This is a genomic window from Streptacidiphilus fuscans, assembly GCF_015690355.1.
Taxonomy (GTDB): Bacteria; Actinomycetota; Actinomycetes; order Streptomycetales; family Streptomycetaceae; genus Streptacidiphilus; species Streptacidiphilus fuscans.
In genome coordinates this window covers 68,105-88,051 of sequence record NZ_JADPRT010000017.1, presented here as the reverse complement: position 1 = coordinate 88,051, position 19,947 = coordinate 68,105, and the positions used below count along the sequence as shown (strand labels likewise).

Sequence of the window (19,947 nt, the reverse complement as noted above, 5' to 3'; positions counted from 1 at the left end):
CCTTCCACCCAGCCCGGTTCCGACTGACGTAGCTGACGTAGTCGACGTAGTGAGGATCTGCCGTCGTGGCCACCACACTGAGTGACGACCTGAAGAACATGCTGGCGATCATCGGCGGTCAGCAGTGCTGGCCGACGATCGACCCCGACGGCATGCGCGTGGTGGCCGCCGACTACGCGGACCTGGCGGAGGCTTTCCCCGATCTGCGGTCGTCGATCCAGCAGCTCACCGAGTGGCTGTCGGAGAACTTCCAGGGCCAGGCCGGGACCGCGTTCGTGGAGTCGATGCAGTCCCTGGTGGGGAGCACCGACGGCAGCGATCCGCTGGCGTCGGCCTCCGACCAGCTGCGTCAGCTGTCGGAGTACGCCAAGCAGACGGCCGAACAGGTCGAGTACTCCCAGCTGATGATCATCGCTCAGCTGGTGGACCTACTGCTGAACGCGCTGGACGCGTACGCGCTCGCGCCGATCGACCCGGCGGCCCTGTTCGAACTGGCCTGGGACTACGCGGCGACGCGGGCGGAGCTGGGCCATATCGCGGAGTGGCTGCTGGAGCAGGTCATGAAGCCCGCGTTCCACCAGGCGATCAAGAACATCGAGATGGACCTGGTGGTCCAGGGCATCCAGATCGCCGAGGGCCACCGGGACGGCATCGACACCTCCAGCCTCCTCTCCGACCTGGAGAACGCCGGGATCAACGCCCTGCTGGAACCCGTGATGCACACCCTGGGCGGGGCCATCGGCGGCGTCGTCACCAAGCTGCTGGGCCACGACGCCTCGGGGGCGGCGGAGAAGGACCTGACCAAGACCCTGGACGGCACGGCCGACGGCGGAGCGCCGGTGGACGAGCACGCGACGCCGGGCGAGTCGACGCCCGCGCCGACGGAGGCGGGCGCGGGGGCGGGTGCGGGGGCTGGCGCGCCGGGCATCGGCGACGCGGCCGCGCGGGACGCCGCGGCGCAGGAGCTGGCCCGGTCGGTCACGCTGACGACGGAGGAGGCCCAGGCCTTCGCGTCGAGCTATCTCGCCCCGGAGGCAGCCGCCGCGTTCACCCGGGACCTCGACGCCGTGGCCAAGGAGACGCTGGGCCAGCTCGGCGGCGCGGTGTCCGAGGCGGAGCAGACGGCGGTCGCCGACGCGTTCGGGCAGAGCATGGGCGAGGTCTTCGCCACGCACCTGGGCGTCGGACCGCTGAGCGCGGAGGCCGCGCGGAACATCGGCGAGGACTTCGGACGGACCCTCAGCGACCAGTGGCGGGCCGATGCCGAGCACGGCGCGCTGGACAGCGCGTCGACCGGTTCTGCGGCGCGGCTCGACTCGGTCGCGCCGCCACTCGGGACGCCGGCCAAGGTGCCGTCGGGGCTGGTCGCGCACCTGAGCACGAAAACGGGCAACGGCCTGGCCTTCCGACTGGGCATGGAGCTCGTCGGCTACGTGCAGGCGGGCGCGCAGAACACGCTGGCGAGCGCGGTCATGAACGCCGTCAACGGACAGGGGTTCACGGCCGACTACACGGCGTTCGTGTCCGGCATGGCGATGGGCCTGATCGGTCGTGGGGTGCACTTGGTCACCGAGCCGCTCAACCACTGGTACCACGCGCAGTTGGAGAACTGGCGCGGCGCCTCCGACGACAGCGGCGCCTCGTCCTCCACCGCGTTCCCGTCCCCGTCCGCCACCCGGACCACGGGCGGCGACCCGGCCACCGGCCTGCCCGAGGCAGCACCCGAGGCTGCCCCGGGGACACCGGAGACAGCACCTGAGGACGTGCCGGTGGAGCGCCCGGCGACCTCCTCCGACGGCGCCTTGGAGCCGCCGAAGGTGGGCCTCGGGACCGAGGACTCGGCCACCATGGTCGACGAGGTCCTCGGAAAGTCCGGCCTGAGCCCGCTGGCCACCGAGAGCACGGGACTTGACGAGAGCCTCCGACCGAGCGAGAGCAGCCAGCCGAGCGCGAGCACCGATCTGCCCCCGGACGCTCCGGTCAAGCGGGCGACGAGCTCCTCCGGAGGCGAGCCCACCGAGTCGAAGACCAAGGAACCCGGACCGGGCACTCCCGAGCGGACCGCGTCCGCGTCCGCGTCCACGTCCGCGACCGACACCAGCCACGAGCCGGTCCTCTCACACCCGACGGCCACCGAGTCCCACACCACCGAGTCCCACACCCCCGATCCGCCCAGCGCGGTGCCCCACACCACAGGGCTCCACACCCCCGAGCCGAGTCCGGACAACAGCCCGCACGACGGGCCGACGGTGCTCCACCTGCCGTCCGGCGCCGTCGTGGGCGCACAGGACCGGTCGAACGCGTCGGCGGGCGAACTACTCGATGTGGTGCGGAAGATGCAGAACCTCGGAGTGCTGCCGGACCACGCGGCCGACGAACTGAAGGCCGAGCTGCAGCCGCTGGTGGAGAAGGACCTGGCGAAGAAGGCCACCGTGTCGGCGGTGATCGGCCCGGTGAAGGGACGTCCCCCGGCGAAGCCCGCCGTCGTGCCGCTGGAGGTCGCCGAGAAGCTGCTCGCCCACGTCGAGTCGGCCGATCACGTCCCGCTCTCCCCGGAGCACCTGAACGATCTCGGCGTGGAGGTGTCCGGCTCCGTCGGTGAGGGTGGCGTCAACGACCCGGCGGACGTGGCGAAGCTGCGGACCTTCCTGGAGCAGCACGACGTCCCGAACCCGGCCGACTCCGCCGAGGCGCTGGCGCACCAGCTCCTGATGCACCACATCTCCGGCGGGTTGGACGACGTTCCGGGCCGGGCGGGCCGTCGGGTGTCCTCGCTGCTGGACACCATGGCGAAGAGCGGCACCACGATGAAGTGGGACTCGTCCGGTGCCGAGTCCGAAACCCGGTTCTCCGCCTGGGCGCGCAACGGAGCGCCCAAGGACGAGGCGCCGCCGCTGAGCGAGGAGACCTCCGCGAACTGCTGGGAGGCCGTGATGCTGGCGGGCTACCACGAGGGCGTGCTGTCGTCGGAGTGGATCGCGGAGACCTACCAGTCGGAGGACACGGAGGGAAAGCCGTGGCACGTGTGGCTGGCCACCCGGTTGCTGCCCTACACGCGCAGTCTCTACGTCGAGGGGACGAAGGAGCCGAAGCCCGGTCAGATCGTGGTCCTGGGCCACAACTCCCAGCACGTGGCGATCGTCGTCGAGGGCCGGGACCCTGAGGGCAAGGTCAAGGTGGTGGGCCTCGGCTGGACGAGCCCGGCCTTCGAGAACGAAGACGTGAACAAGATCGCCTATGCGTCGATCGACGACATGGCCGGCACGATCTACTTCGGCAACGGCCCCTTCCACCTGCCCGACAACGCCCCGCTCACCCGGCCCGACGGCTCGGTCATCGACGACTCCGCGGTGCAGACCCACCAGCTCTCCGACCCGACCGGCAAGCCCTTCGGCCGCGCCGTCTTCCCGGAGTCGGACTGGGAGTACCGCAAGGACCTCTACAAGGAACTGACCAGCCTCGACCACTACGAGCAGCGCCCGGACTGGTCGACCCCGACCGGCGACGTCCACGAGGTCCCGTGGGACCCGAAGAACGTGTACGTCTTCGCGGACCACCACGACGCCCGCGGCTTCCACCTGGAGACCGACGACGCCGGGGGCAGCACGTCGGACGTGGTCGACGGCCGACAGCTCGGCGGTCTGCTCAACCGGCGTCCCAGCCTGGCGGACCTGAAGCAGGCCCAGCGGTCCGGCAGCGACCGCTCCGCTGCCAAGCCCGCGTCGATCGTGCTGCTGAGCTGCGAATCGGCCGCGGACGCGCAGGCGGTGGCCGACCGCACCGGCATGGTGGTGCACGCCGCGACCGGCAAGACCGGCCTGGTCGGCAAGGACCCGTCCAAGCCGTTCGACTCCTCCGCCGGAGCGGTGCTCTACGTCAAGCCCGGACCGGGCGGCAAGCCCGGCACCTTCGACACCTTCCGCCCCCGGACCACCGGCGGCCACGCCGCGCCGGAGCCCCCGCGCACGACCGAGCACGCACCGACCCAGCACACGTCGACCCAGCACACGTCGACGGACGGCCGCTCCGCCGGTCCGAACCCCGACAACGGACCCGACGACGAGCGGGTCAACCAGATGACCACGGCGCTCACCACCCACCAGGCGGGCGACAACCACCTGCTCCACGACGGCCCGGCGACCAGCAGGCACGCCTCGGTGCTGCCGCGCTTCCCGAAGGACGACCGCTTCTTCACCGTCGCCATGCACACGGACAAGGACGGTTGGCCGATCTGGCGCGGCGTCAGGGTCACCCCGGCCGAGCTGGCCCGGACGATCGCCGAGCTGTACCGCACCGGCGTCTGGGACGGCAAGAAGCCGCTCCAGCTGACCGCCTGCGACCTCGGCACCGACCGCAACGCCTCGCACGCGGCGGAGACGCTGGCCGAGCTCCGCACGCTGGTGCCGGACCTCCCGCTGAAGGCCTTCGTGCCCGAGGGCCCGCTGTACTTCACCCCGGCGGTGAGGGACGACGGGCTGGACCAGGAGGGCGAGGGACACCTGGTGGTGGGCCTCGGCGTGCTCAACAAGTTCGGCCAGCCGCACGTGCTGGTCAGCCCGGACACCGGCTGGCTGGAGATGTCGCTCGAACCGCACAGCTCCGAGCTGAACATCACCGAGCTCAGCGCGCACCTCCCGGTGGACGGCAGCATGCCGCCGAACTCCAAGGCAGCGCCCGAGGGTTACGGCCACGTCGTGGGCAGCGGGAAGGCGGGCGGCGCGCTCTCCTTCGGCCCCTTCGGGCGGCGGAGGTCCTCGGTCGTCACCGGCGTCGAGGAGATGAAGGTGGCCCAGCACCCGCTGGACACGCCCCGGCACGCGGAGGGGGACCGGACCCCTGACCCGTTCAACTCCGCCGCGGACAGCTGGCGAGAACTGGCCGACCACCGCAGGGAGCTCGCCGAGCTGCGCGCCGACCCGTCGAACGCATCGCCGGAGCGGCAGGCCAGGATCAGCAAGCTGGAGCGCGACATCAGTCGCAAGCAGGGCCAACTGGGGAACGCCTTCGGGCTCTACCTTCGCGCAGGGGACAAGCTGCTCCAGGCGGGCGCGGCACGCCGCGAGAAGGAGATCGAGAAGCTCCGCACCGAACTGGCCGAGTCATCCGGGAACCGGTCGCCGCAGTGGCAGGTCGAGCACACCAATGCACGGCTCTCCCATCTGAACAGCGAACTGCTCGACATCCAGAGCGAGCTGAGCCTACGTCCGGCCCGCTCCCGGCAGGACATGGTGGTGAGCGCCAGGGACCTGCAACTCGTGGAGGAGTTGCGGACGCACGGGCAGGAGGGTCTCACCGAGCGTCTGAGCGAGGAGCTCGGCCGGGCGACCAAGCTGGCGGAGGGCGCACCGGAGAACCCGCTCTACGCGCTCGACCTGAAGCGCGCGCAGCAGGACGTGGACCTCTTCGCCAAGCTCGCCCACCGGACCGACTGGAGCCGCCTCGACCCGGCCTCGGCGGCGGCGCTCGTCCTCGCCGAGCGGAAGGGACTGGAGTCCGCCGCCCGCGAGCACGACCTGCTGGTGACCAACCTCCGGAACGCGAAGGGCGAGTGGGCCTGGGCCGCGAAGTATCCGACCGGCACCGACGAGGAGGTCAACGCGCTGATCGACGCGGTGACCCGGCACATGCACGACGACATGGGCGTGGCCACCAACTTCTACCTCGACAGCCCGCTGAACGCGAACCGCAACCTGAAGGACGGGGAGGACGCCGACACCGAGACGCTGCTCGACAAGCTGATCGCGGACCCGCAACAGCTCTTCCGCAACGCCTGGGAGACCGGTGCGTCACAGGCCGCCGTGGTGGAGGCGCGGCGTGGGTCGGTCGAGGAGCGGATGGGATACCCGGCGACGCTCAAGCGCGACCCGAGCACCCGGCACCTGTTCCAGAACACCGACAGCGAAGAGAGCAAGTTCGATCCCGAGCAGCGCGAACTGCTGCCGAAGTACGGCGCCCTGGTCTCCACCAAGTGGCAGCCCCGTGGCGTGGCCCCCCGCTACGGCGCGTTCGTCATGCACTGGAAGCCCGAGATCCGCGGCAGCGTGACGCACACGCCGCGCGACAGCTGGTCGGCCGGCCGGCTCGGGTCGCGTTCGTTCACCTCCGACTCGCACCTGCTGCCGCTGCTCAACCACGGCGACCCGGAGCAGGTGCGCTTCACCGTGGCGGCCGCGACCGGCTTCCAGCACGATCCGGAGTTCGGCGCCCGCGCGGCCAAGTCCGGTCTGACGACGGACTCGTACTTCGAGACGCAGCTGCACGGCCCGGTCCACTGGAGCGACCTCAAGAAGATCACCATCAACCACCAGGGCCCGACCGGCGGTGATCCGGAGAACCGGGGCAAGCTGCCGACCCAGGAGCGGGCCGAGCAGCTCAAGGCGAGGATCGAGGCCCACGCCGCCGGCAAGGGGTACGACCTGACGGTCGAGCTTCGGCAGCACGACGCGCCGCCGCCCGGCGCGACCGACCCCGGGCACGGCGTCGACCCTGAGGCCGACCCCGAGGGCGCCCCCGAGGTCGAGGGCGAGGTCGAGGGTGTGGTCGCGTTCGGCGGGGAGCGGAACGAGGAGCCCGCTCCGCCCCCTCCGCTCTCCTCGGACGCCGCGGACAAGACGGGTGCTCCGCCCCCTCCCGGAACGACGGGCACGACGGGCGCGACGGGCACGTCGACACCCGGCGCACAGTCGGCGGGCCCGAGCCACGCGAACGGCCCCTCGACGGTGGCGGTGACGGAGCCGCACGACTCAGCGCAGGTGATGCGGGACCTGCTGGACTCCTCGGTCCTGGACCGGCTGGAGAAGATCGATGCCCTGAGCGGTGAGAACCGCCGGTGGCTGGCGCAGCAGCCGGCCTTCGTGGACGAGCTGCGCGGCAAGCTGCCGCCGCAGGCCTTCGCCCGGGCGGCGGCGCACCTGATGGTGGATCTGGACCACCGGGTGACCGCGATGCCCTCCGCCCGGGCCGAGGCTCGCAGGCAGGTCGAGCGGATGCTCCAGGACCCGGAGGTCGCGACCAGCCTGCTCACGTCAGGCGCGAACGCCGTCGTCATCCCCCGCGACGTGAAGATGACCGAGGTGGACCCGTACCGCTTCCTCGCGGGCGTCCGGATCAGCACGGCGGACAACGACCGGCGGCTGTGGGACTACGTCCGGGGCTCGGGCGGGAAGAACGTGGCCGTCACCGAGGAGAACCTGACGGGGGATCACACCTCCGTCACGGCGGGCAGCAAGCACTACCCGGAGGGCTACTCGACCACCACGCACGAGTTCGCGCACGTGATCCAGGACCACGGGCTCTCGGCGGCGGACCGTCAGGCGGTCACCGACGTCTACCAGGCCAAGCTCCAGGACCCGGCGGCGGTCTGGCCGGACGGATCGGGCGCGGAGAACTACTCGCGGCGCGACGAGCGGGAGTTCTTCGCGCAGTTGACCAACACCTGGCTCGGGACCAACCACGGCTTCGACCCGTACACCAACGAGCAGCGCAACAACGGGGCCGAGTGGGTACGGCTCCACGAGCCGTCCCTGGTTCCCCTGCTGGAGCGGCTCTACGGCGTGGAGCCGGAGTCGATCCATGACGAGCCCGCCAACCAGGTGCGGGCCAACACGGGCCAGTACGAGGACCACCGCCTGTTCTGGGAGGGCGTCGCCGAGCAGTACCCCGACGCGGGCCGGCACGTGCCGACTGCCTCGGAGGCCGTCGACAGCGGCTCCGACGGCACGTCCGACAGCGCGTCCGACGGCCCCGGTACGCCGGACTCGCAGCGGTCGGACCCCTTCGGCGACCACCACGTGGCCTCGGACTCCGAGCGGTCCGACTCCGAGCACTCGGACCCGTTCGGAGACCAGCACCGGGCGGCCTCGGACTCCGAGCGGTCCGACTCCGAAGGCTCGTTGAGCGACCACGAGAGCACGTCACCGCCCCCACCCCCGCCACCGCCCGTCGCGTTGTCGAACGACGGCGTGCACCGGACGTTCGGGCTCTCCGAGCAGCAGCACGCCACACTGGGCGAGTTCGACAAGTTGGCGGGGCGACTGCCGCTCCAGCATGGTGACGACCTGCTGCTCGACGCGATGCGAGGCGGCCACAGTGAGGCGCTGCTGGACGAAGAGACGGGTGAGCCGCTCTCGAAGCAGCGCATCCGTGCGGACCTGGCCGAGGAGCTCCTGGGGCAGCTCTACGGCCGCAACTCCTTCTCCCTGAGCGAGATCTCGCGGTACGAGGGGCACCCGCTCGACGACGAGGCCAAGCTGCGGATCCGGGACGCCCTGATGGACGACGGATGGCACCCCGCCTTCGACACCGTCGTCCCGCATCTGGTGGAGCAGGTGTACCGGTCACGAGTGCTGACCCTCTCCGAGGACGGCAGGTTCCGCGACCCGTACGGCGAGGTGGTCGACGAGTGGCCGCCGGACGACGCCGTGATCGTCGCCAAGCTCCCGGAGCAGGGCGGCCGGAGCGACCTCGTCGTTCCCGTCCTTCCGCACAGCTGGAGTCACGAGGCGGAGCCGCGCGACGAACTCGGCACCTGGACCGCGGACGAGGCGTCCGGCGCGCCCGCGCCCGCGCCCGCTCCTGCGACGGAGTCGCGGTCGGACTCCGCGGTGCAGATGACGTCCGCCGAGCCGGGTCATGCGCCGCACGTGTCCCCCGCGACGCACGAGCCCGCTGCGGATCACTCCGCCATGGCCTCCAGCGCGGAGCGCTCCACCGTCGAGCAGCCCTCCGTGCCCGAGGCCGACGGCCTCGCCAAGCTGTACGGCGGCCTGCCGGGCGGCTCGCGCCTGTTCTACCGGTCCGACGAGGAGGAGGCCAGGGACCGCTGGGCGCAGGCGCTGGACCGGAACCCGTCCCTGGCCGAGCACCCGGCGGTCCGCGCCGTGGTGTCCGACCTGACCTCCGACGCGGCCGCGCTGCGCCGTGGGGCGTTCCAGGTGCTGCGGGCCGAGTCGACCCGCTACCGGTTCACCGAGGACGTGCGGTCGCACGGCGTCGAGGGGGTCAACCGTGACGTCGACCCGGTGGTGAAGCACCGTCGCGAGCTCGCCCAGGAGGTCGAGCTGCGCAAGGGCATCGGCGACGACACCCCGGTGGACATCGAGTACGAGGACGTGCCCGGCCGCAGCGCGGAGAGCCTCCGGGAGGCCGCGGTCACGCTGGCGGCCCTGCGCCGGGGCACGCGCGCGGCGGAGGATCTCCCCGGCATCAAGTACGACCCCTCCTACAACCGGGCGTTGCGCCTCCAGCGCCGGATCCTGGACGCCTACCCGGTGCTGCGTCTGGCGCTCCGCCGGGGTGACCACGCACTCGTCGAGTTCGCCGAGGCCGACGACCTCTCCGCGGCCTCGGACGCGCTGCTCGACGAGCTGGACGGAGCGGCAACCGGCGACGACCTGTCGTCGCTGCGACCGGAGGCGGAGTCGCTGCTCGGCACCGGGAGGGCCGACCGGCCGCAGCCGCTGCCGAGCGGGCGGGACTGGAACGACCCGACGGTGGCGGCGCTCGCCTCCGTCCTGTTGGAGCACTCCGGCGCCGACGCGCACCCCACCGAGTCGCCCACCGAGTCGCCCACCGGGTCGGACTTCGCCGAGTTGCAGCCCAGCGGGCACGACGAGTCCGAACTCCTCAGCTGGCGGCAGCAGATGGACGAGGCGCCCGGCCTCCTCCGCGATCTGGACGCGCACAGCGGGTCGCCCAAGGACAGCTCCTCGCTTCGCTTCCTGAACGACCTCGGCGTCAGCAGCGGCCTGCTGCTCCCGCACCCGACTCCGCGCGACGGGACCTCGGACGCGACGAGCTTCGCGGCCGACCCGGAGAAGTTCTTCGAGGTGGTGGACAGCGCCCGCACCCGGACGGACGGCAAGGTGCCGTTCATCAAGGCCGACAACGTCCTCGGCGGCGGCAAGGGCCGCGCGTTCGGCCTCGAACTCACCTTCACGTTCCCCCACACGATGCCGGAGGACGTCCGGCAGGAACGTCTGCGGGCCATCGGCGAGACCCTGGTGAAGAAGGGCCTGGCAACCCGGCCCGACCTCTACCAGCAGAACGAGCTGCGCAACGAGGGCTACACGACGGCGCGGAACGGCAACCGGCTGGAGAGCGAGCAGCGGGTCGCCGCCGAACTGGTGACGACGATCCTGCACGACACCAAGGAGGACTGGCAGGCGCTGGAGGACATCTGCACCAGCGTCGAGGAGTTCGGCGGCATCGCGCCCTTCGGCGAGGGCGGCGCCCATGTGAACATCAGCCTCGGTGACTTCGGCGCCGAGGGCCACGAGGAGGTGATCCGGAAGTTCAAGGAGAACGAGGACGCCCTCTACCGGTTCGCCCACCACCCGCTCACCGACTCCCACCGCGGCACCCGGCACTGCCAGCCGAACGACGAGCCGCCGCGGAACGGCTTCCACTCGCTCGCCGACCTGACGAACCCTCACAACGGCAGGTACTGGGCCGTCCAGATGGCGCACTCGGTCTTCGGCAAGGCCTCGCGCGGCGAGTTCCGCCTCTGGGGGGCCAGCGTCGACCCGGGCACGCTCCAGTCCTACGTCCGGCTCTCCGCCGGCCTGGTCGACTGGGCGGCCAACTCGACCTTCCACCACGGTCCGACGACGTCCGCCTCCCGGGAGCCGGTGGGCAGCCACCGGGCCAAGGCCGGTGACGGCCGGGAGCTGTCCGGCGAGGACTTCGCCAAGGACACCGAGTCGGTACGCCGCTTCATCGACGAGATGGCGCACGACGAGGCCGGGCGCAACCAGCTCGCCACCCTCTTCGGCATGACGCGGTGGCAGAAGGACCTCACCCAGGAGCCGACGGCCAAGCTGACGTACCAGCAGCTCGAGGACGCCGAACTGCGCATCACCAGCCAGGCGCCGCCCCAGGCGGTGGACGACTACATCCTGTCCGTGCTCTCCGGGGGCGGCCTGTGAACCCGTCGTGAACCCCGGTACGTGTCACCGAGGAGAACAGCGCGTGCGGGCGGAGAGGGAGGAGTCACCGTGGCAACAGCGATCAGTGACCAGGGGGCCGAGGTGCGGGCGTTCCGGCTCGCGGCGGTCTTCGACGTGGTCGACCCCATCACCGGCCCGGCGTTCACGGACGACCACCCGGTGATCGAGGACGAGCGGGAACTCTCGTGGCTGCTCGACTACCTCGACGCCGGGGTGCCCATCCTGACCACGCCCACCCTCATGGACGACGTGGTCGAACCGGCACGCGGTGCGGTCGTGCCGCTCAACTTCCGTACGGACGGCGAGTGGATCTGGACCGACACGGTCAATTACTACCTGGAGGAGTACGGCCTCGCGCCGGAGCCCGAGCTGCTGGCGCATCTGCGCGGCCGGGCAGGGTTCTCCTGGCAGCCCGACCAGGAGACGGTCCAGCAGGCCGTCGCCTTCGTGATGAGCCCGCCGGAGGACGAGGACGACGAGCCCGTCTGGCGCACGGGCTGACGGCCGCCGGGCGACTGAACCTGATTGCCCGGAGGAGCCGTTCACCAGGGAGAGCCCGCAACACCCGGCGGGCGCACAGGACGTGGGAGAGGGCTGGGAAGTTGAACCGTTGGTCGACCGATGACATGCCGGTGATTCGCACCGACTTCTCCGACGCGGAGGCGTGGGCGAGCGTGCGCACCGGCGATCCGCCCGTCGGACGGGAACGGGAACGGCGACGACGAGGGCCTCACGGCCTACGTCGAGTTCGTCGACGACCCCGCGTTCGAGGACCTCGGCCCGGAGCAGGTCCTCGCCCTCGCCGACGAGGACGTCGCGGACCGCCATGTGTGCGTCTTCGTCGTCGACCGGGTCACCCTGGGCTCCTCCGAGTGGCCCGTCCTCGTCATCGGCCTCGGCGAGGACCTGGGGAGCAGCTTCCGCGTCGTCGCGAGCAAGCTCTATCTGGTGGAGAACAACCTCTCCATCGGCAACGCGGACTTCTGCGACTTCGCCGAGGGCGTCGACGACGACGGGATCTTCCGGGGCGAGGGCGCGCCGGACCCGGAGGAGGCGTTCGCCGCGATCCGCGCCGCCCAAGCCGCGTACAACGCCCAAGCCGCGTACAACGCCCAAGCAGCGCATGCCGCCCAAGCCGCGCGACTCGCGCAACCCGCACAAGCAGCGCGACCCGCGACCGTCGCAGGCGGTGCCACCGCTGCTTACGCCGGCCGCCCGCTCGGGGTCATCCGGCCCCTCCGGCCCGGCGGTCAGAGCCCGGCCAGCAACTCCTCCAGCCGCTCCGTGGACTTGCCCTGACGTTGCGTCAACTCCAGCGCCAACTGCCACTGGATCCGCGCCTCGTCGGTGCGTCCGCTGTCGCGGTGGAGTCGGCCCATGAACTCGGCGCAGTACGCCCCGATCCACTGGTTCCCCTGGGTACCGGCCAGTTCGCCGGCGCGCGTGCTGTCCCGGAGCGCCTCGTCGACCCGACCCAGTTCGGCCAGGACCTCGGCGCGCGTCTGGAGGGAGATCACCAGATAGGGATCGGCGACGTTCTCCCGCAGCAGCGCGAGCGACTCGTCCGCCCGGGCCAGTGCCTCCTCCAACCGGCCGATTCCGAGCTGTGCGTGGGCGAGGTTGTTGAGCGCCTGCGAGATCATCCGCAGCTCGCCCACCTCCTTGGCCGCCTCCAACGTGGCCTGAAGCAGCGGGAGGCACTCCTCGTACGAGCTCGCCTGGGCCTTGATGGTGGCCAGCCGCGAGCGGGTACGGTGGCGCACCGCCGGGTCGCTCACGTGCTCCGCGAGCACGTACGCGCGCTCCGCCGCCCGCACCGCGTCGTCCAGCCGACCCAGTCCGTAGAGCGCCACGCCGTGGTCCGAGAAGAGGAGCGGCCAGTCGCCCGGCTCCGGCAGCAGGCCGAGCAGCTTCGCGCACGCGCCCTCCCACTCCCGCAGCAGCCCGCTCTCGTAGTACAGGGCGGCGCTGTTCTCCAGCAGCGCGCAGCCGGTCGTGAGCAGACCCCACTCCGCCGCGCCCTCGACGAGTCCGCGGACCGCCGGTTCCTCCCGCCCGAACCAGCGCAACGCCTGCGCCGTGGACGGCATCGCGGGCGTGCCGCCGACCGGAGTCACGTCCGGGAGGTGCAGGCGGCGGGAGCTGGTCCGGTGGGCCTGGGCGGCGTGGGTGGCCACGAGGTAGTGGTCCAGCAGACGTCGCACGGCTGCCGCCTGTTCGTCCCGGGGGAGCAGGCCGTCCAGCACCTCGCGGGAGTAGAGCCGGACCAGGTCGTGCCGGGCGTAGCGGCCGGGGGCCCGCTCGGAGACCAGATGGTGGCTCGCGAGCTGGTCCAGGGTGGCGCGGCCCTGCTGCTGGCCGGTGTCCAGCAGCGCGGCGGAGACATGGCCGTCGGCCTCGACTCCGGGGTGCAGCGCCAGGAGCGCCAGCAGCCGCTCCGCCTCCGGGGTCAGCACCCGTCGGGTGGACTCCAAGGTGGAGACCACCCCCAGGCCCGCCGCGGCGTCCAGGGCGGAGAGCCGCGTCTTCTCCTCGCCCAACTGCTCGACCAGCTCCGCGACCGACCAGGTCGGGTGCACGGCCAGCCGGGCGGCGGCGATCCGCAGCGCGAGCGGGAGTCGGTCGCACAGCTCCACCAACTGCCGTACCGCGTCCGGCTCCTGCGCGGCCCGGGCGCAGCCGATCACGGAATCCACAAGCTCCACCGCGTCGGCCGGGGGCAGCACGTCGAGGGGCACGAGCGCGGCGTTCTCGCTGACGGCCAGGCCCTGCATCACGTTCCGGCTGGTGACCAGCGTCAGGCAGGACGCGCCGCCGGGCAGCAGCGGGCGCACGTCCTCGGGACGGGCGGCGTTGTCGAGCACGACCAGGACCTGACCAGTCGTCAGTGAACGGAACAGCTCCGCCCGTTCGGCCGAGGTCGCGGGGACCGACCCGCTCGGCACACCCAGCGCGTCGAGGAACCGGTGCAGCACCGAGGAGGGGTCGACGCCGCCGCCGGGGTCGAACCCCCGCAGGTCGGCGAAGAGTTGGCCGTCCGGGAAGTCGGCAGCGACCTTGTGGGCGTAGGTCAGCGCCAGTTCGGACTTCCCGACCCCGCCCGGGCCGACCACCACGGCGATCCGGCTCGGGTCGTGCAGCCGCAGGTGCTCCAGCTGGTCGCGCTCGGCTTCGCGCCGGACGAAGCCGCGTGCGACGCGCGGCAGCATCCGGGGCACGTTGGACGGCGTCGCCGTCGGCGCCGGAGCAGGGCCGGCACCAGTGCCGGTGCCGGGGTCCTGGCGTATCGCGTCGAAGGCGGCCGTGAGCCGACGCCCGGGATCGACGCCGAGTTCCGCGGCCAGCCGTTCCTTGGCCGTCTCGTAGCGGCTCAGCGCGTCGTCGCGGCGGCCCGCCCCGGCCAGGCAGCGCATCAGCAGCGCGGTGGCGGATTCGCGCAGGCCGTCCTCGGCGACGACGGCTTCGAGCAGTGGGGTGACCTCCTCCGTCTCCCCGGCCAGCAGGGCCTGCTCGGCCCATGCCTCGACCGCGGCCGTGCGACGCCGTTCCAACGACTCGGCGAGGGAGTCACGCATCTCGCTGTCCGGCAGGTCGCCCAGCGCCGCGCCGTGCCACAAGCCGACCGCCGCGCGCAGCGAGTCCGCCGCCTCGGCCGCGTCGTCCTGCTCCGCCGCGTCCGCGAGCAGCGCGTCGAACCGGGTCAGGTCGCAGGCGTCCGTCGGGCCGGTGAGCAGATACCCGGTGGGCCGGGTGAGCAGCTCCAGCGGCCCGCCCGCCAGCAGCTTCCGCAGCGCGGCGACGTGCCCTTGCAACGCGGCGCGCGCCTGTGGGGGCGGCGCGTCGTCCCAGAGCATCTCGAAGAACTGCTCCGCGGTGACCACCTGGCCCATGTGCACTGCCAACAGGGCCAGTACCGCCCGGCGTCGGGGTCCGCCGACCGGAACGATCCCACCGTCCGCCCCCTGCAGGCGCACGGGACCGAGGACGATCACTTCCACTACGCCTCCACGCTCATTTCCCAGGTGAGTCTTTACACCACGGAACGTCATGTGGCGAGGTGACGCGGAGCGCATCGTCGCCGACCGAGCGTTCGCGGGCACCAGCGGACCCGACCTGAACGGATCCGGCCCCGGCCCCGTGTCTCCGGGCAGCCCACCACGGAGGAGCGCCCCCCATGCCCGTCGTCACCCTGTCCGCCGCCCTGATGACCCTCACAGCCGCCGCTCTGATCGTCGCCCTCTGGCGCTGGGACCACTACGCCCGCCGCGCGCTCGCCGAGTCCTGGTCCCTGCTGGACGACGCGGAGTACCCGGAGGACGCGAAGGACCAGGCCACCGAGCCCCAGAAGCCCGTCTCCCAGGCCGCGTAGCGGCCCAACGGCCGCTGCCGACCAGGGGCGCCCCCGAGTCTGCGGTCAGCGCAGGTAGGTCTCCCGCCACTCCAGCGTTGTCATGGTCAGCGCCGCCTCTGCCAGAGCCTGCGCCGACGCCGTCTTGAGCTTGGCCATGCTGGAGTCGATCCACGGCTGCACGTGCGGGTAGCCGGACTCCCGGTACTCGACCGCCTGGACCAGGCACTCCACCTTGTCCGCGTCGTGCGCGCAGATCACTTCCGGGCTGTCGCCCTGTTCGTACTCCTCCACGATCTGCGCGATACCGGACCGCACCGCCGGGTGCGCCGTACTGACCTGGTCGGCGGTGACCTGCTCGTTGGACGCTGCCCTGAGGTAGCGGCGCCCGATGTGCGGAATGTCGCCCACCCGCGTCTCCTGGCTGTCGTGGAAGGTCGCCAGCAGCGCGGCCTTCGCCGGGTCGGCGCCCTCCATCATGGCCAGCACCGCCGCGATCACGGAGGTGCGCCAGGAGTGCTCGGCGATCGACTCCGGGTCACGCACCCCGGCATGCCACCAGCCGGTCCGGCGCACCCGCTTCAGGACGCCCATCTCTGCCACGAAGGTCGCCGTGCCGGCCGCTTCCTCGGGGGTGATGTCGTCTGCCATCAGGTGCTCCTTAGCGCAGAGTGCTGGTGTACGGCGGTGATCTCCCGCCGGGCTCTTGAGGATAGGACCGGACCCGCGCCGTCGAGCAGCTTCTCCGCCTGTGAGGTGAGAAGCCCGGCGGTGCCGGGGACGGCGAGCGGGAGCCAGGGATGGAGGCGCAGCAGCGCCCACAACGTGTGCGCGTACAGCTCCACATAGGTCGGCGCTTCGTCGACTCCCTGGACCAGGAGCCGGAACAGCGCCACCGGTTCCCAACCCGTCAGATCACGGTCGGCCATGAACCGGTCGTCGGCATGCTGTCCCCTGCCCGCACCGAGCCAGTGCGCCCAGTAGTTGAGGTTCGCCGCCTCGCCCTGGTCGTCGTCGCACAGGGCACGGTCGATGAAGTCGACCAGGGGCTGCGGGTCGCCCTGCCGTGCCAGCGCGGTCGCGGTGGACCGGGCCTCAGCCCACCGGTCCGACCAACCTCGCAGCCCCAGCACCCGTCGCCCCTGATGGAGGGCGTGGGTCGTCCAAGCCCGGGCCTCGGGCCGCCGGTCGTAGCTGGTGAGGTAGAGCGCCTGACGCCGCAGCAGTGGGGCTGCCTGGCCCGCCCGGTGAGCCTCCTCGGCGGCCTGGCGCAGATGCTCGAAGAACTGCTGGCGATCCGCAGCCGGCAACAGTGGAGTCTTCGGTGCCGCACCCCGCCGAGGTGGCCGTGGCCGGGCCGCGATCTGCGGTGGGGGCGTGCCCTGCGCAGCCCACCCGATCATGTGGGCCACAGCCCGGTCGTGCACCCATCCGGCCAGCGGATGCCGTGCAGCATCCTGGGGCGGGCCGAGCGCCGCGCCGATGATCCGGTCCGCGTCCATGGCCGCGTCCAGCATCCCCACCAACGCCGCGTCCGCCCCCAGAGCAGGCAGCCTGCGCCGCAGCTCCAGCAGTGCACCAGCCTTCATGTTCGCCAGCGGACGTCGCCCCGACTCCCACCCCTGCACGGTCGCCAGGTCGACGCCCAGCACCTCGGCGATGCGCGCCTGCGTGTGGCCGGCGGACTCGCGGCACAGACGCAGCACGAACCCGGCGACGATCCCCGTCATGGCCTGCGCTCCCCGAGCCGGCGGTCAATACGTACTGCCAGTCAGTCCTACCCCCATTCGGCGGCCCGTACGGTCCACATGACACAACATCAGCACGTCGAGCGACCGGGCAGGGATGGCGACCATGACGGACCACCAGTCGACGCGACGGGGAGGACTCGATACACAAGCCGGCAGCCCCGCTGAGTGGAGCGTCGCCCAACTCCCTGCGGCCCCGACGATCCGACCGCACGCCATGACCCTGCGCGTACTGCGTCAGGACGCGGCCGGCACATGGCAGGAGGTCTCGTCGACTGTGGTCTCGGGCGACCACTCCGACCTGTACAGCTTGGCTTTCCCGCCTTGCGCCTGCTCACGATGCTCCGGTCCGCCCGGCAGGCAGACCGGTAGAGATCGACGGAGGGGTGCATTTCCCCCCGTGGCAGCTGGCCGTCCCACCTGCTCCTCCCCACCGGACCGGAACCCGACGTCTTCCGGCGGGGAGGCCGCACCACCGCCCTGTCAGCAGCAGCAACCGAAGGAGCACCAATCATGAGTACGTCAATCATCGAGCGCCGAGGCGTGCCGTTCGGAGCGCGTGGGGTTCAGCCCCCGCACACGGTCACCATCGACCCCGCCGAGTTCGCGTTCGACCCGGAGCGCCAGGTCAACGTCATGAAGGCCGACGGCTCCCTGTGGGCCGAAACTCCCGTGGCCGCATCCAGTACCGCCACCAACAACGACACCAGCCCCGGCAACCCGCCCGACGAGCAGTCCGACCCGTACGCCTTCCCCGGTGAGGAGATGGAGTAAGCCGATGACCAGCGCACCGCGTGGGCATGTCCTCATCGTGGCCGAGGACTTGGACCCGTCTGCTGACCTTGTGGTTCAGGCCCTCGCTGACAGGGACGTACCGGTGATGCGGTTCGACCTGGCCGGCTTCCCGCAGCGTCTGAGCCTGGCCGCCGAGCACGATGGCCTGACGCCAGGGTGGTCAGGGGAGTTGGCGACCGCTGCCCGCGCGGTGCCCTTGGAGCAGGTCCGGGCCGTCTACTACAGGCGGCCCGGCCTGCCGACCGTTGCACCAGAAGTCGCTCCGGAATACCGGAAGTGGGCGCAGGCGCAGGCTCTGGTCGGCATGGTGCAGATACTGGGCTCTCTGCCGGTGGCGTGGATGCACCACCCGGACACGTACCGGGCCGCCGCACACAAGCCCGGCCAGCTGGTCGCAGCCACCGCCTCCGGCTTGCGGGTGCCGCGCACCCTGGTGACCAACAACCTGGCCCGGGCGAGGCGTTGGGCTGTCTCGGTCGACGGTCCACTGATCGTGAAGCCGGTCACCGCAGGCGCGATCAGTCTGCAGGGCCGCGCCATGATGCTGCCCACCCGCCGATTCGAGGCGGCCGAGCTCGACGAGTCGCTGGAGCTGACCGCGCACCTCCTCCAGGAGTGGGTACCGAAGGCGTTCGAGGTACGGCTGACCGTCGTGGGCGACCAGATGTTCCCCGTGGCGATCCATGCCCGCAGCGACGCCGCAGCGGTCGACTGGCGCAGCGACTACAACTCGTTGGAGTACGAGGTCGTACCCATCCCGGGCCCGGTGGCCGACAGTGTGCGCCGCTTCCAGGCCCACTACCAACTCAACTACGGCGCTTTCGACTTCGCCGTGACCCCGTCCGGCGAGTGGGTGTTCTTCGAGTGCAACCCAGCCGGACAATGGCAGTTCATCGCTGCTGCCACGAAGCTACCCATCGCCGACGCCCACGCCTCCCTCCTGCAAGGAGCCATCGCATGACCCGGGCAGTTGACACCGAGGAGGCCCGTGTCCTGCGGGAAGCCCTCGCTCGCCGCCTCGCCGACGCCGGACACAGCCAGGAGTGGCTGGCGACCGTGCGCACCGTCCCGCGCCACCGCTTCGTCCCGGTGTTCCACCAGCAGGACCACGTCGGCCAGTGGGTCACCGTCGCCGCAGGAGAGGACGGCTACCTGGAAGGCGTCTACGCCGACCGCGCACTGACGACGCAGCTGACCGACGGCGCGCCCACTTCCTCATCCAGCGAGCCGGACCTGATGCTGACCATGCTGGACGCCCTCGACGTGCGTGTCGGCCACCGTGTCCTCGAAATCGGCACTGGCACCGGTTACAACGCGGCGCTGCTCTCCCACCGCCTCGGCGACGCCAACGTGACCACGGTCGACGTGGACCCTGAGCTGACCGCCCGCGCCGCTGAGCGCCTGGCCGCCGCCGGGTACCAGCCGCACGTGGTCACCGGAGACGGAGCCGCCGGGGTGCCGGAGCGCGGGCCGTTCGATCGGATCATCGCCACGTGCGGCATGCAGTCGATCCCCCCGGCCTGGATCGAGCAGGCCGCCGACGGCGCGTTGATGGTCGTTCCGATCGGCTGGGGACTGGCCCGGGTCACCGTGCAGGACGGCCACGCGCACGGCCGGTTCCTCCCGGCCGGTGCGTACTTCATGGCACGGCGTGCGCCTGGAGCCGAGCCGAAGTTCGCCGAGCTGGCCGACGTGGAGCCGACCAGCACCAAGACGGCGGCGACCGAGGCCGACCGCCTCAAGTTCCCGCTCGTCCTCGCTCTGCCCGGCTACCGCTCGTGCACCTGGTCGGACGAGAGCGGCGCGGTCTACTCCGTGGGCCTCTGGACCCCCGACGGCTCGACCGCCACCGCGCATGTCGACGGCACGCTCCGGCAGATCGGCCCACGCCACCTCTGGGACACGGTGGAGGAGCTGCACCAGCTGTTTGACGCCGACCCCGTCCGGGAGGACTTCGGACTGACCGTCAACCGTGAGCGTCAGTGGGCCTGGTGGCGTACGGAAGGCGGCCCCGGCTGGGATCTGCCCGAGGTTGTGTTCGCTTGAGTCAGCCAACAACGCGGCCTCTGCCCGTCCGGGCTCGGGAGACGGGCTACGGCCTACCGGGCTG

The 19,947-nt window shown here is 71.5% G+C and carries 10 protein-coding genes; 7 read left to right on the top strand and 3 right to left on the bottom strand.

All coding sequences use genetic code 11. From position 1 onward, the window contains the following. Positions 1-65: 65 nt before the first annotated feature. The 3 genes from I2501_RS31570 to I2501_RS31560 all read left to right on the top strand — a co-directional run bounded on the left by I2501_RS31570 (position 66) and on the right by I2501_RS31560 (position 12,245). Entirely contained in the window at positions 66-10,925 is a 10,860-nt protein-coding gene (locus I2501_RS31570; protein ID WP_196197739.1) for a WXG100-like domain-containing protein, read from the top strand. A gap of 69 nt (positions 10,926-10,994) precedes the next feature. Continuing rightward, positions 10,995-11,447 (top strand): hypothetical protein, encoded by a 453-nt coding sequence (locus I2501_RS31565; RefSeq protein ID WP_215910175.1) that lies wholly within the window; start codon positions 10,995-10,997, stop codon positions 11,445-11,447. A 186-nt stretch (positions 11,448-11,633) separates the two neighbouring features. After that, positions 11,634-12,245: a DUF6924 domain-containing protein gene (locus tag I2501_RS31560; RefSeq protein ID WP_408022808.1), complete on the top strand. Its 612-nt coding sequence runs from the start codon at positions 11,634-11,636 to the stop codon at positions 12,243-12,245. Here the strand turns inward: I2501_RS31560 and I2501_RS31555 are convergent. Further along, positions 12,197-14,944 (bottom strand): AfsR/SARP family transcriptional regulator, encoded by a 2,748-nt coding sequence (locus I2501_RS31555; RefSeq protein ID WP_196197737.1) that lies wholly within the window; start codon positions 14,942-14,944, stop codon positions 12,197-12,199. The genes I2501_RS31560 and I2501_RS31555 overlap by 49 nt on opposite strands. Positions 14,945-15,120: 176 nt before the next feature. On the opposite strand from I2501_RS31555, the gene I2501_RS31550 reads away from it, so the two are divergent. Further along, positions 15,121-15,315, top strand: a complete 195-nt coding sequence (locus tag I2501_RS31550) for a hypothetical protein (protein ID WP_196197736.1) — start codon at positions 15,121-15,123, stop codon at positions 15,313-15,315. Between the two features lie 45 nt (positions 15,316-15,360). Here I2501_RS31550 and I2501_RS31545 read toward each other — a convergent pair whose 3' ends face one another. Further along, the gene (locus I2501_RS31545) at positions 15,361-15,945 is read right to left on the bottom strand and encodes an HD domain-containing protein (protein ID WP_196197735.1); all 585 of its coding nucleotides are present in this window, start codon (positions 15,943-15,945) and stop codon (positions 15,361-15,363) included. Next, positions 15,945-17,024, bottom strand: a complete 1,080-nt coding sequence (locus tag I2501_RS31540; protein ID WP_215910174.1) for a helix-turn-helix domain-containing protein — start codon at positions 17,022-17,024, stop codon at positions 15,945-15,947. The genes I2501_RS31545 and I2501_RS31540 overlap by 1 nt, the downstream gene beginning before the upstream one ends. Before the next feature lie 531 nt (positions 17,025-17,555). Between I2501_RS31540 and tgmA the strand changes: the two genes are divergently transcribed. From tgmA to I2501_RS31525, 3 genes are read left to right on the top strand one after another with little or no spacing between them, the layout of a single operon-like run. Beyond that, positions 17,556-17,816, top strand: a complete 261-nt coding sequence (gene tgmA / locus I2501_RS31535; RefSeq protein WP_196197734.1) for a putative ATP-grasp-modified RiPP — start codon at positions 17,556-17,558, stop codon at positions 17,814-17,816. A gap of 4 nt (positions 17,817-17,820) precedes the next feature. Further along, positions 17,821-18,798 carry an ATP-grasp ribosomal peptide maturase gene (tgmB, locus tag I2501_RS31530; protein WP_196197733.1) on the top strand — a complete coding sequence of 326 codons (978 nt, stop codon included), beginning with the start codon at positions 17,821-17,823 and terminating at the stop codon, positions 18,796-18,798. Then, positions 18,795-19,883: a methyltransferase domain-containing protein gene (locus I2501_RS31525; RefSeq protein WP_196197732.1), complete on the top strand. Its 1,089-nt coding sequence runs from the start codon at positions 18,795-18,797 to the stop codon at positions 19,881-19,883. Before tgmB ends, I2501_RS31525 begins: the two co-directional genes overlap by 4 nt. Positions 19,884-19,947 lie beyond the last annotated feature (64 nt).